The organism is Phycisphaerae bacterium (genome assembly GCA_018003015.1).
Taxonomy (GTDB): Bacteria; Planctomycetota; Phycisphaerae; order UBA1845; family PWPN01; genus JAGNEZ01.
Map to the genome: position 1 here is coordinate 1 of JAGNEZ010000058.1, position 12612 is coordinate 12612.

Below are 12612 nucleotides of genomic sequence, written 5' to 3' on the forward strand. Positions count from 1 at the left end.
CACGGTTCGCAGGCTCCGGCGCGGCCTGACCAACGCCCTCCGCTCGGCCGAGAAACGGTGCTGGAGAGATGAGCAGCTCCGGGGCGAGCTCTCGCAGCGCACGCTGTACAGGCTGTGCATGGACCGGCCGCGGCTGGACATTTTCCGCATCCGCTCGACGGTCCAGGGCAAGTCCACGGCCGTCTCCATTGTGCTGGACGCCTCGGGCAGCATGCACAACCGCAAGATGGATGTGGCCAGGAAGGCTGTGCGGGTCTTGCTGGAAGCCTTGGCCGATCTGCGGATCGCCACCGAGGCCTTCACGTTCACCACCGGCGACCGGGTAGATGTGCAGCGAATCCTGCAGGAGACCGGGCTTGAGGCCAGCAAGCTGCGGGAACGCTACGGCCGACTCTCCAACCTAGAGATCGGCCTGATCAAGCGTTTCGAGGATCCGGTCAACCTGGCCCTCGAACGCCTGCCCGCCATTCACGGCACCGGCCTGACGCCTCTGGGCGAGGCCATGCAAATCGGCGCTGCCCGGCTCATGCCCCGGCCCGAGACCCGCAAGATCCTGCTGGTGCTCACCGACGGTAAGGCCGGCTGCGATGGTGGTGGTGAAGCGGCCAGCGCTCACGCCGAGCACATCGCCGGGCTTATCAACAAGGCCGGCATCGAGCTCGTGGGCGTGGGCATCCAGGATGACAGCGTGCGTGCAATCGTGAAGGACGCAATCGTTCTTCAGGAACTCGAGGACCTACCGGCTCAGCTCTGCAAGCTGCTGGGCCGCACATTAACGAAGGGAGTTCAACGTGTTGGATAAGAAAACAGAAGCGATGTTGGCAGTGGCCAACACCCTGACGGCAGACGATCTCGACTGTCTTCGGGGCGTCGCGTCGGTCGCGACAGTCGATCCGCCTGACGAGGAGACCGAGACAACAACACCCGCTGTCCCGGACGACGTCGATCCGACAGGTTCGGACGACGAGACTGAGGTTGACGAGGGTTCGTCTCTCGCACCGGAGCAGCCGCGCGCTAGGCGCAAGGGCCCTCGGCACGCGGTTCCGACTCCGGCAAGCCTGTCGGCAGGCGAGTACGAACGCCAGCGCACCCGGGAATCCAAAGTCTCCACCGGCTGCCTGGGCAAGCAGCGAGAGGGGCACGACTGGTGGCCACTGGGCACGGAACTGGTCGGGCGGATCGGCTCCGAACAGTTCACGGCCGTGGTCATCGAGAACCCGCAGGTCAAGAGTGGCCGCAGCCTCCGGATCGCGTCGGGCGCCGCCGCCGGCAGAGTGTGCATCACACCCACGCGTGCGGCCATCGAAGCCACAGAAGACTATCGCCAAGCCCTCAAGCTGGGCCGAGGCGGCGGAATCACGAATGGGTGGGAATTCTGGAGACCGGCCAAGCACTGAGCGCGACTCATCTCTCTGGCGTGCGTCCCGTCCCAGGCTCCCCCGGGGGGCGGGTCGCACAGGCCCGCCCCCACCCCTTCGTGCTCGTTTCTCATTCTTCTTCCTGCGAGCGGACCGATTCCCTCGGTGCGGCTGCATGATCGCTCACCCGACCACCCTCTTTCTACTTGGCCTCCGATGCCGAAAGCTGCGCGAGCTCTTTCGACGGTGCTGAAGCCGGCATGACCTTCGGCGCGGCTGCAATCACCAGTTTTCCCGCCGTCACCGGCGTGATCTACGGCCTGATGCTTCATGCCTGCAACACGCTTCACGGCCTCGGGCATATCCTTGGCCCGAATTGGCTGAGTACTATATGGACGGCGCTGAGCTACCAAGAATTGCAGACGCAAACTCTTCGGCGGACAGGCCCACTTCCTCAACCGTGTACCCCCGTCCGCACTCCGGGCAGCGGTTTTCGGTCAGGCCATAGAGGAGATAGCCACAGCGCGGACATTGCCCCTGACCCAACGGTGGAGGCAGCCGGCCGATGAGGAGTTGGCCGCCGGTCCGCAACCAGGACTGGCCGGTCAGGGCGCGGGCCTCACCGACAGCGCCCAGCAGAAGGACGCCGCCTGCGACCATTGACAGAATCACGCCGTACCGAGCGGAAGACCAGTCAACGACCCAGTAGCCAAACCACAGCAGCATCCAAAATGCGATCACGAACCCGTGGCAAAGCCAGGTGTGCCCGCGTGCCTTGCGGGCCAGCGGCAGGTATACCAGCGTCAACAGCGGGGCGATGAAGCACACCCAAACCTGAATCGAGTAGCCAGGGCTGAACAGACTTCTAAGGTAGCCCTCGCGCACGGCATCCAAGAGAGCTCCTGCCGGCAGTGTCACCGCCATCAGCCAGACAATGGTTGCGGCCGCGCGCTGGCAACCGCGCGCAAACCGCGCCCACTCGGCCAAGCGGGCGACTGCGGCCTAGGCCAGGGCGAAGCCCAGTAAGTAGGCCGACACAAATAGATAGACGGCGCCTGGCACGACCAGTAAGTGGTGAACCAGATCCGAGCCAAACGGCGAGGTGAGAATGTTGCACGCCCCGCAGGCAGGCACGACGTCCCCAAAGATGTCGACCGCCGGCAGGAAGAACGTGAGGGCCATCAAGGCTCCGCCCGTGGCCGTCAACCAGCGCCAGGGACGTGCGCGGCGGCGGGTTTCGACGTGTTTATCAGATTCGCGAACCGTACCGGGTGACACTGGTCGTCCCCGCATCTTCGCGTTCCCCACGAGCACGTCCGGCACCGAGGCCGGACGCCACGAGGTGGACCACCCGGCCACCCGCTTCCGGCTGGGCATCGTTCCCAAACCGCGCACACGCGGACAGGTTGGTCTCAAAGACCGCACTCAACACGATGAAGCTTGGCTACATGGTTGTACAACACGCCGAGCCGAGCGGATGCATGCAGATCCGCTTCAACATTCCCCTCGATAATGGTATTGGCTACCCCGCACTTGGTGCGGACTCGTTCGGACACCTTGGTGTAACACGACCGGCTTCGGCATTGCTGCCGATGGGTTCGGCTACCATCTTGGCCGCCACGGGTCCCCGTAGTAGTCGGCCCGTCTTTGGTACTCCCTGACCTTCACTCCCACCAGCTTTGCCTGGTTCTGCGGTTTCCCCAGCGCCGTCCGGGATTGCGCCGACTTCCGATCCGGATTGTACCTTCTGGCCGCCCTAAGCCGTGGGCACCGGGCCTGCTTTCGGTCGCGTTCCGCCTGCATGGCCCGCTTGATACGTCCTCGCAAGCCCAACCACTCCACGCGAAAAGCGGTCACTGCTTCCTGGGCAACCTGGTTACAGCGGAACTCCATCGCCGCTCGCTCGATTCGCCCGCCATGACTGAAATGATCAGGGTGCCCGTCGGTCGCATGATGAGCTTCGTGGGCCATCAGCCCGACGAGCACGTCCAGCCGAGATCGGTATATCTCCTCCATCGCCCCTTTGAATCGGTGGTCTTTCGTGAGCAAAGGCCAGCCCTCATGAGGTTGATAGCGGCGGCTCAGAGAGACTTCCTGCCCGTTTCGACCACCAGTCCCCCTGAAAGACCTTCTCCGGCAGGTTGACTTGAATACGAATTCATACTCCCAGTTCTTCCCAAGGCCCTCACGGCCGGCTACCCATCGGGCCAGCACTCTCAGGGCCGGCGTTGGCCACTGGCTGCGATTGACGATGCGAATAGACATCCTGACCTCCTACCAGATCCGGTGGTGAGGCTGCACACAAGACTCAGGTGCAGAAACTTTCTGTGGAAACACCAAGGGGGGTCAGGAGCGGGCCCGGGGGACAAGGCTTAAATACAGGGGCCCACTCTGTTGCGCCATGACATCATCAGGAACCGAACCAGCGGGAGAAAGGCGCTTTCGTAGCTGGGGCGAGGCACAGATCGCACGCTGCCTCGACCGCTACCGGATCCCCTACCTCTACGAGCACCCGCTGGCCGTCGTTGATCGAGGCAAGACCAGAGTCTGGTACCCTGATTTTCAGCTTTGCCGCTACGGCATGCTCATCGAGTACTGCGGGCGTGTCGGCGATCCGGATTACGCGGCAGGGATGGCCAGGAAGCAGACCGTCTACGACGAGAACGGCCTGACCGCCCTGATGCTGACTCAGGAGGACCTTCGGGGCAACTGGCCGGGGAGGATTCTCGGGCGGATCGACGAGGTGCTAGAGGACCGCCTGACCGCGTTCCGGGCCGCGGCGTCCGACCTCTGGCCCAGTGAGGACGTTCACAGTGCGTCCCGTTTGGCCCCCAGTGGGCCGAGTAGGTCGCTACATTACCCGCGGTAACTGTGAATTCTCCCCCGCAATTTCTTCCCCGTTGCACACGGCAAGGGCTGCCACCACGCCGCTAATCCTGATACCCGGTGCGGAGCAGACCGTGCCGGCCGATAATCCGGTGAGCAACCGGGCACATATGGTCATGCGTGCGTCGTCCCCAGTGCCACTGGACTTGCGCTTTCCGGGGAGCGCCGTGGTCACGACCCATCGTTACCGGACGTTGCCGTCCCCACGGATTCCGTTCGGTGATTGTACCGCCCCCACGGCTTGTTAGAATGGACTCTGTGCGGTGCATTTCTGAGGCCCGAAGGAAGGCCGTGACGGGAGCCCATGTGTCTTAGCCGGCTAGTCGGCCCTCCCCGTCCCGCCCTTCTCGCTCGTCCAGGACTCGAGGCGCCGCACTCGTCGCGGCCGTTATGCCGCCGGCACGAGTCTGCTCGTCTGCGGGCCGGCTGGTCGCACCGGTCGTGGCCCAGAATCGATCCCCTCAGTCTGGAGGATGAACAGATGGCCCAATGTACTGATTCTCCGAAGACCAAAGACGGTCGCAAACGCGCAATTATGTGCGCTGCAGGGCTTGCATTTGCCGCAGCTAGTTTTCTAGGAAATCCAGGATATTCGAAGACGATTGAAGTTACGCCTGAGTGGAGTTATGAGCAGGTTAATGCATTATTCGACGGAGATCCAAAGACAACTGGGATGAACGGAGAGGAAGATGCTGTGGCAGGAGATACTGTTCATTTTAAGGCAGGAGAATATATTTTGCCGCAAGAAGGGCCAGGGACAAAAAGATACTTTTTAGTCAGTTCTGGCGGGGAAGATAAAAATCCCATAACAATCGAAGGAGAAGGAAATGATACAACCATTTTTAGAGGTTTTGATGTTGAACATGTCAGAGTATGGCAGGTTAATGCAAAACATGTAGAATTTAGAGATATTGGAACTGAAAGTGCTCAAGCAGGGTTTCAAATCAGTGATATTGTAACGCGTCCAGAATATGATGGTCTGGTTTTCACTAGGGTGAAAACAAAGGGGCATCCTTATCATCTTGTATACAATCAACAGCAAACTGATTCAGAGACAAAAACACCAAGCATAACTCTTAATAGCCCTGTTATGGAGGGGGGAATAGAAGGAATTAGTTTTTCTAAAGATCGCGGAGCACCTGCAAGTGCAAAGACAAAATATCTTGGAGCAAATAATGGGACATTTAAGGGATTAAGCGGGACCTGTGTTAACGGGCCTACATACAGAGATTCAGAGACAGGCGAATTTGTTACTAAGGGAAATAATGATCTTAATTTTAATGTTATGACTGGTTGTGGGGGCAATTTTACTGTACCCATGAGACAAGGATTTCAGACACCCGCAGGTTTGGTGGAGGTAAATATTGGATCAGGAAGTTTAGCGTCGCTTGGTATACAACCACATGAGGGAATATTGAATAGGGAATTTCCGACGCTGGATGAGCTGATGCTTGACGATGATGGAAGACCAATGAGAGGAAGTCCTCTAATTGATTCAAGATATCCATTGGGATATGCGGGGTCAATGGCGCCTCGACAGAGATTTGATTTCAATGAAGATGATGCTGTTAATGGAAGTGATTTTTCAAAGTTTGTCGCATGCGTGACAGGACCTTCAATTCCATATACTGGCGGATTGCCAGCAGGATGCGATTTAATTCCAGATGGTGAAGGATTTATCAAGGCAGATAGTGATAGGGATGGAGATGTTGATCAGAGCGATGTTGGGATGATGCAGAGATGTTTCTCGACGCGTGGCGGAAGAATTGAGCCTGATTGTGTTAATTGATTCGGGGAAGCGTGTAGTTGAGGTGTTGCGGTAGGTTTGAAGAAGTGCGCCTTGTCGGCTGCGCCGACTTCGGCGCGGCCCCTTCGGGGCTCGGCCCTGCGGGCCGGTTCGCGTTCCGAGGGCGCTGCCCTCGGGCTCCCGAAAACATCTGAGCAATGGCGGGCCGGCGGATTGACGTTTGACCATGCGGAACCGGGCGCCGCCGTCTCGTTTACGGTCAAGCGGTCGCCGGCCGAGGGTAAAGCCAGGGCCGCCCAGAACGTCCGAGCACTCGCCCCCAACCAGACATGATGCCCGTCCAGGACCTGGAATGACGTAGCCGGCCATTTCTCGCCGACGGCTGGCTGCCGCCCCTGCCCAGGCAGTCAAAAAAGCCCGGCTTTGCCGCGCGGCCCTGAGTACCCGCAACATTTTTAAACCCCACGCTCGTCACTTCGTCACTGGAGAGTTACACCATGACATCACGATTCCACTACCAGACCATCAGCAGCTACCGGATCCTCCCGCCAAAGGTCAGGATCATCGAGGACGAGGATAGCCGCCGGACTCCGGTGGAGCGATATCTCGACCACGTCGATCAATTCCTCGCGCGATCACGGCCGCACACGATGTATGGCGGACCCGGTGACCCGGTTTCGTGGGTGTTTGGCAACCAGATGGCCAGCCACGAGGTGAGTGCCCGCCACTTCGCTGAACTGGTTGAAGAACGGCGGGCCCTGACGCAGCGCCATCTTCGCGATATCCAGTGGCGATTGGATGAGCTCTGGGAACGCAGGCCGCTCCGCCGACGAGGCCCATTCATGTACGACGACGGTGAACTGAACGATGTCGAACGCGAAATCCTCGAGCTGGAGAAAGAGAAGCGGGCTCTGCAGATCAACCTCTGGCGCGACACGCAGGAACTGCGGAGCACCCTGGTCACCGAACGCCGCGAGGCGGATAACACGCGCCGCCGCATCGACTACCTGGCGGGAGGTAGCAGTGCGGGAGCATAGCGCCGGCGAGGCCCTGCGGGTCCGGGAGCTTTGCCGCCAGCTCAAGCCGGTCATTGGGGCCCGCGCCGACCGCATCTGGATGGCCTACGTCATTGAGGATAAGGACGGCAAGGCCCAGATTCTCGATTATCTGGAGGTCCTGGCGGCCCAGCACTTCCAGGGGACGCTGGAAAACGAAGGCCCGGGGCTGCTTCCGCCCAGCACTGAGGCCGCGCGCGGCGAGTATGAATTGGGCACCGTGACGTACAACGGCCGGGATCTGCATCCCTTAGGCCTGCGTGAAAGCGAGTGGATCCAACATGTAGGCGTGTTTGGCCGCTCGGGCGCGGGTAAGACGAATCTGGGCTTCCTGGTGGTACAGGAACTCGTCAAAGCCGGCAAACCCGTACTCATCCTCGATTGGAAACGCAACTACCGTGATCTTCTGACTTTGCCCGGCTTCGAGAACACGGCGGTGTATACGATTGGCCGTGCGGTCTCCCCGTTGTCCTTCAACCCGTTGATTCCGCCGCCGGGCACTTCGCCGCAGACCTGGCTGAAGAAGGTGATCGCCGTTCTGGGGCACAGCTACCTGCTGGGCGATGGCGTCGCCTACCTGCTGCAAGAGGCGATCGACCGCGCCTTTGAGGAGGCGGGCGTGTACACCGGCAGCGTCGATCGCTGGCCCACGTTCAAAGAGGTTCTTGAGATCCTGAAGCGCCGCCAGGTCTCGGGCAGAGAGGCCGGCTGGATGTCCAGCGCGCTGCGGGCCCTGGCGAGCCTCTGCTTCGGCGAGATGGATACACTGGTCAACCAGGGGCATGACGACATCCGGTCGCTCCTGTCGCGGCCGGTGATCCTGGAGCTGGATGCCCTGACCCAGCCGGACAAGGTGTTCGTGGCCAGTACGCTCGTACTGTACATCCACCACCTGCGCATGACCGAGCCTGTCCGCGAGACACTGAAGTCCGTGCTTCTCATCGAGGAAGCCCACCACATCCTGTCGGGTGAGCGCCAGAGCCTGGCCGGAGGCCAGAGCGTCATGGACATCGCCTTTCGCGAGATCCGGGAATTCGGGACGGGAATTGTGCTGTTAGACCAGATGCCCTCAACGATCACCGCCTCGGCGCTGGCGAACACGTATGCCGTCCTGTGCTTCAACCTGAAGCACCGCGCGGATGTAAGCGCCATCAGCCAGGCCATGCTCTTGGAGGACCAGGAGAAAGACATCCTCGGCCGGCTGCAGGTCGGCGAGGCGGTCGTGCGTTTACAGGGCCGTGGTGTGCGCCCGTTCATGATCCACGTCCCGGAGTTCGCGATCCACAAGGGCTCGATAAGCGATGCCCAGGTTATGGTGCACATGCGGCAGCTCGGACTGCTGTCTGACCGGCGACGAGCGGTACTCCGCACCGTCTCCGTGGCGAACGTGGCCGATTCACTTCAGGAACCAGCGACAGATCCCGAATGGCCAACGCACAGCTTGCCTGAAGCGGCCTTTCTGGCCGACGTGGCCGCCTTTCCAGATAGCGGCATTGCGGAACGTTACCGGCGCCTGGGGCTGAGCGTTCGCCAGGGGCAGAGAATCAAGGATGCTGGGATCGAGAAGGGGCTGATCAGCGAAGAGATCCACACCACACGCATGGGCAAGATCCGAGTTGTTCGGTTAACCGACCAAGGGCGCCTGTTGGTCGACCACCCCGATTCGCGCCCAGAAGCAGCCTGACCGCTGGGAGAGAGTTGGCTCTCGGGCAGAATCCGGCAGAGGCAGACGTTTGCCCGCAACTGCGTAAGGGTATTGCCCATCTCGTCCGCACCGGTAAGCTGTCAGAAAGATGATATCCTCTCCCCATCAACCGCCAGACTTGGAGACGCCCCATACGCCAGGGGACTCCGGCCTCTGCTGTCCGCATTGCGAGTACAACCTGACCGGGCTGACCGAGAACCGCTGCCCCGAATGCGGCCTGCAATTCGATCCCGACGAACTGCGCCGCCTGCTTTCGGGCCAACCGCAACCGATCCCCGATTGGGACGGTCGGCACGGCCCAGGGCTCTTCCTGGCCTTCTTTCGCGTCTGCTGGACGACGTGGTTTCACCCGATCCGATTCTCCAGAACCTTCCCCTGGTGCGTCAACCCCCACTCCGCGATGAGCTTCTGGTTCCTGACGCGAGTGGCGGCGGCCGGTCTGGTCTGCGGTGTGGCCGCCAGCGGTTTACTCGGCGATCTGTCATCTTCCTGGGAACGTGCCAATCTCTTTGCCGTCATCTGCGGCGGGACTTCCGCATCCCTCGCCTGCGAGGCGGTTCTGGTGCTGCTGTTGCGGCTCCTGACCCGCCGGCGGATCAGGGTCCAGTCGGAGCACGGCGGCTCCGTATCCTGGTGGCCCTTCATCGGTTTTCACGGCAGCTTCCTGGTGGTAAGCGGCTTAACGATGCCGTTGTATGTCCTGGTCGTAGATCAGTGCTTTTTTGACTGGCCACATCAAACGTGGGAGAGGGTGTTCTGGTTCGTGGTGTGCGTGCACGTGGCGTGGTGGTGGTATTGCCTCGGCAGGGGTGTCGTCGAGCGCACGCGGCCGTCCAAGGCCAGAATCATCGCCATTCTACTCATTCCGGCCGTGGGTGCCGGGGCGATCCTGCTGGGCATTTACGCCACCATTTTCTTTGGCTTCGCGATTTTTGTACCCTTCCCCCGTTAGCGATGCCCAGGCCGTGGTGATCGCCGGTCGATGAGGCACCGAAGAGGGGCGCCTGTTTCTGGATCATGCGGAAGCGAGCGGAGGAGTCCGGGTTAATGCCGGCGAAGAGTATGTGGAGTTTACGCGTCAGCAGTCGCGATGAACGCGTGTGCGGGTATTGAATCGCCCGAATCGCCGCTTCTCTCGCAGCCACGACTACGGCCAGCCTTCTCCGGCGGCAAGAAGATGCGGAACTGTACAGACCTGAAAATCGGCGGAATTTAAGAGCTTTTCCTGTCACGCGAGAGTAGTCTGGCAGGGCAGGAGATCTGTGTCCTCCGGCCAGACCCACGCATAAACTCCACATATACTCTACCCTGTGCCTGAAGGCTGGCACAGCGGCAACCCTGCTCTCCGGATCCTCCTTGCAGCCGTTCTACTCGGTTGCCTTGACCGCGACCAGCGTAGCCCGGATCTCCGCCGCCTTGTCCGCGTCCAGCCTGGCCAGCAGCGCTTCAATCCGCGTGCCCAGCCCGCCCGCTGCGGCTGGCCGTGGGAGCGTCAGATAGGCGTAGCGGATCACGTCCGCGTCCTGCTCTTTCACGAGTTGGTTGGCCGCCTTGACGCCCTTCTCGCCGATCCGTTGCCGCAGCCGCTCCAGACGCTCCTGCCGGCTAGGGACGCCCCGCCGCTTCTGCGTACCCGTCTTGCCCCTGGCCATATCGTTCCTTTCGTTTTTCAGAAGAACCGCCGATGAAACCGGTTGCGATGTTAATTATATCGGCGTTCGAATTCAAGTTTTGGCATCTTAATACCCCTGCTGCGCCTTTTAGGCTTTCAGTGAATAAAAGGCCATATTTGGCTGATCGCCAGGAATCCGCTATTCGCAGGGAGTCCCTGGTCTTTCTCTGCGGCCTGGATGCGCCCGCCCCGCCGGCCTGAGGTAGTCGTGGCTCATGCAGGCCGTTCGGCTGTCGATCGCCGGCGTGCCCGGCGGTCCCGTGCACACACCGATCGTGCTCCTCGACCAGGGACGAACTGGTGAGCGCCGCGAGCGAGCTCAAGCAGGTAGTGTCGGCGAGGCCTGCGTGGTTCGTCCTGGCACCTGCGGCCACCTCCCTCTCCCGATTGGATCATGCGGCTGAGCAGAATGCGTCGACGCGGTACTCCTGTGCGAGGCCACCGCCCAAGACGGCAAGAAGTGCTCCGCGTTCTCTCGTTGGTGGGTTTCGTTTCCTTCAGCACTGCGACGGGACGGCATTATAGATCTTTCCCCTGCGGGTCGGCTGCGTCCTTGGAGGTGCCGCTCTCAAGGGCCTCGCCTAAAGACGTATAAAGCCTGCGTCGACGGTCGTGCATGGAAACGAAAACCTTATCACCAACGGAGAAGCGCAGAGAGCTGATCTTGGAGCTCATGGGGGCGGTGAATTCCGAGGCGAAGTACCGCTACCTCGAGCGACAGCTCAGCCGCCTGGATTCAGATTCATCTTCAATAACTGAAAAGGAGGTGACCACGAACATGGACGAAACAACACAAACCAAGTTGAACGCATACCTGGAGCTGCTCGCTGCGGCCAAGGAACACGTCGAGGAGGAATTTGTCGCGATGAACCTCGTGCAGGAAATCGCACGGGATCGCCGGGCGGAACAGATCCGCGCCGAGCGGGCTGGGCGATCCGCCACGCAGCAACGCCCACGCGGCGATGTCGCAGGCGACCGCGCCTCGCAAAAACAGATCGACTGGCTCCGCGACCTGGGCGTGCAAGTGCCGCAGTACTGCACCCGGGCACGCGCAAGCGAACTCCTCACGGAGGCGCTGGCCAAGCAGGCCGCAAGGTAGGCCGTGCACCCCGCGGCCTTCGGGCTGCGGGGCCTGCCCCCCGTTGGGGGCGGCCAAGGTGGCCGCAGCAGGCGGTAGCCGGCCAGGCAAGCCGGGATTGCCCGCGCTGGCGGCGCACGCTGGGGCAACTGCCTGTCAGCCCGGCCCTCACGAACGCCGTCATGCGAAGCCCCGCGCAACTTGCGGGTGCCCGGGCACAGCCCGTGGTTTTCGGCGGGACGCGAGCACGAGTCTGATGGCGAAAAGCTAATAAACCCGTCTGTCCTTGCGGGGGCATGACCAACTTCTACCTCGATATCGAAACCACCGGCATCGACGCCCAGCATGATCACATCCTCACGATCCAGTTCCAGCCGCTGGACCGCTCAACGGGACAACCCATCGGCACCCTCCGGATCCTCAAGGCCTGGGAGTCGTCGGAGAAGGAGATTCTCGATCAGTTCATCGCCGAGGTCGGCATCCTGGATCCATACCCTTTCGCGTTCATTCCCGTCGGCTTCAACCTGATGTTCGAGCACAACTTCCTCAGGGCAAGGAGCGTGGCCCACGGTCTGCCCGAGATCGACATCCTGGCCAGGCCGTTCATCGACCTCAAGGCGGTCGGGGTGCTCATGCGCCACGGCGAGTTCAAGGGCACGAGCCTGGACGCGCTTACCGGCAAGCAGGGCAACGGCTCTCAGATTTCAGTTTGGTACGCGGCGCGCGATTTTGGAGCCATCGTGCGTTACATCGAGCAGGAAGCCCGGGAGTTCATCCGCTTCTACGCGTGGCTGTGCGCGAGGATGCCGGTGTTGCGGAGCGAGTGGATGAGGGAGTGCAGCCGAGAAGCCCGCGATCCTGAGGTTGATTCTCCGGCCACGCCAGCTGTGCGGAGTCAGGCAGGGAACGATACCAAGCTCCAGGCAGGAGTGCCCCCGGATTGCGGCGGGGCTCGAGCGAGCCGATTCCCGACAAACGCATCGGCCGAACAGGCTGCGCGGTGGTCCGCATACCCTCGTAACTCGACGGCGCCCTTGAAGGGGTGGCAATCTCGAGTAGAATCCCACCCATCAACATCAACCGGACGCTGACCGGTATTCTATTGGACCCG

13 protein-coding genes are annotated in these 12612 nt (G+C 61.2%); 9 read left to right on the forward strand and 4 right to left on the reverse strand.

What is annotated here, in order from left to right; genetic code table 11:
• Both KA354_19655 and KA354_19660 read left to right on the forward strand, forming a co-directional pair.
• Positions 1-802, forward strand: an 802-nt coding sequence (locus KA354_19655; GenBank protein ID MBP7936863.1) for a VWA domain-containing protein, incomplete at its 5' end; no start/stop codon positions are given.
• Positions 795-1397, forward strand: a complete 603-nt coding sequence (locus KA354_19660; protein ID MBP7936864.1) for a hypothetical protein — start codon at positions 795-797, stop codon at positions 1395-1397. The genes KA354_19655 and KA354_19660, both read left to right, overlap by 8 nt.
• A 348-nt stretch (positions 1398-1745) precedes the next feature.
• Here KA354_19660 and KA354_19665 read toward each other — a convergent pair whose 3' ends face one another.
• From KA354_19665 to KA354_19675, 3 genes are all read right to left on the reverse strand, one after another.
• A complete protein-coding gene (locus KA354_19665) occupies positions 1746-2252 on the reverse strand; it encodes a hypothetical protein (GenBank protein MBP7936865.1) in 507 nt (168 codons plus the stop codon).
• A gap of 108 nt (positions 2253-2360) precedes the next feature.
• Positions 2361-2540 (reverse strand): hypothetical protein, encoded by a 180-nt coding sequence (locus tag KA354_19670; protein MBP7936866.1) that lies wholly within the window; start codon positions 2538-2540, stop codon positions 2361-2363.
• A gap of 420 nt (positions 2541-2960) precedes the next feature.
• Positions 2961-3623 carry a hypothetical protein gene (locus KA354_19675; protein ID MBP7936867.1) on the reverse strand — a complete coding sequence of 221 codons (663 nt, stop codon included), beginning with the start codon at positions 3621-3623 and terminating at the stop codon, positions 2961-2963.
• A 136-nt stretch (positions 3624-3759) separates the two neighbouring features.
• On the opposite strand from KA354_19675, the gene KA354_19680 reads away from it, so the two are divergent.
• From KA354_19680 to KA354_19700, 5 genes are all read left to right on the forward strand, one after another.
• On the forward strand, positions 3760-4227 hold the full coding sequence (locus tag KA354_19680) for a hypothetical protein (GenBank protein MBP7936868.1): 468 nt from the start codon (positions 3760-3762) through the stop codon (positions 4225-4227).
• A 498-nt stretch (positions 4228-4725) separates the two neighbouring features.
• Positions 4726-6033 (forward strand): hypothetical protein, encoded by a 1308-nt coding sequence (locus KA354_19685; protein MBP7936869.1) that lies wholly within the window; start codon positions 4726-4728, stop codon positions 6031-6033.
• A 455-nt stretch (positions 6034-6488) separates the two neighbouring features.
• Positions 6489-7028, forward strand: coding sequence for a hypothetical protein (locus KA354_19690; protein ID MBP7936870.1), 540 nt, complete (start codon positions 6489-6491; stop codon positions 7026-7028).
• The gene (locus KA354_19695; protein ID MBP7936871.1) at positions 7015-8730 is read left to right on the forward strand and encodes an ATP-binding protein; all 1716 of its coding nucleotides are present in this window, start codon (positions 7015-7017) and stop codon (positions 8728-8730) included. Before KA354_19690 ends, KA354_19695 begins: the two co-directional genes overlap by 14 nt.
• 109 nt (positions 8731-8839) lie before the next feature.
• On the forward strand, positions 8840-9703 hold the full coding sequence (locus KA354_19700; protein ID MBP7936872.1) for a hypothetical protein: 864 nt from the start codon (positions 8840-8842) through the stop codon (positions 9701-9703).
• A 415-nt stretch (positions 9704-10118) separates the two neighbouring features.
• Here KA354_19700 and KA354_19705 read toward each other — a convergent pair whose 3' ends face one another.
• Positions 10119-10403 carry a hypothetical protein gene (locus tag KA354_19705; protein ID MBP7936873.1) on the reverse strand — a complete coding sequence of 95 codons (285 nt, stop codon included), beginning with the start codon at positions 10401-10403 and terminating at the stop codon, positions 10119-10121.
• A gap of 636 nt (positions 10404-11039) precedes the next feature.
• Between KA354_19705 and KA354_19710 the strand changes: the two genes are divergently transcribed.
• Both KA354_19710 and KA354_19715 read left to right on the forward strand, forming a co-directional pair.
• On the forward strand, positions 11040-11522 hold the full coding sequence (locus KA354_19710; GenBank protein MBP7936874.1) for a hypothetical protein: 483 nt from the start codon (positions 11040-11042) through the stop codon (positions 11520-11522).
• A 275-nt stretch (positions 11523-11797) separates the two neighbouring features.
• On the forward strand, positions 11798-12592 hold the full coding sequence (locus KA354_19715) for a hypothetical protein (GenBank protein MBP7936875.1): 795 nt from the start codon (positions 11798-11800) through the stop codon (positions 12590-12592).
• Positions 12593-12612 lie beyond the last annotated feature (20 nt).

Coding starts and splice junctions, on each gene's coding strand:
- KA354_19715 (MBP7936875.1), top strand. CDS start 11,798: ATGACCAACTTCTACCTCGATATCGAAACCACCGGCATCGACGCCCAG.
- KA354_19710 (MBP7936874.1), top strand. CDS start 11,040: ATGGAAACGAAAACCTTATCACCAACGGAGAAGCGCAGAGAGCTGATC.
- KA354_19685 (MBP7936869.1), top strand. CDS start 4,726: ATGGCCCAATGTACTGATTCTCCGAAGACCAAAGACGGTCGCAAACGC.
- KA354_19675 (MBP7936867.1), bottom strand. CDS start 3,623: ATGTCTATTCGCATCGTCAATCGCAGCCAGTGGCCAACGCCGGCCCTG.
- KA354_19670 (MBP7936866.1), bottom strand. CDS start 2,540: ATGGCCCTCACGTTCTTCCTGCCGGCGGTCGACATCTTTGGGGACGTC.
- KA354_19705 (MBP7936873.1), bottom strand. CDS start 10,403: ATGGCCAGGGGCAAGACGGGTACGCAGAAGCGGCGGGGCGTCCCTAGC.
- KA354_19680 (MBP7936868.1), top strand. CDS start 3,760: ATGACATCATCAGGAACCGAACCAGCGGGAGAAAGGCGCTTTCGTAGC.
- KA354_19700 (MBP7936872.1), top strand. CDS start 8,840: ATGATATCCTCTCCCCATCAACCGCCAGACTTGGAGACGCCCCATACG.
- KA354_19690 (MBP7936870.1), top strand. CDS start 6,489: ATGACATCACGATTCCACTACCAGACCATCAGCAGCTACCGGATCCTC.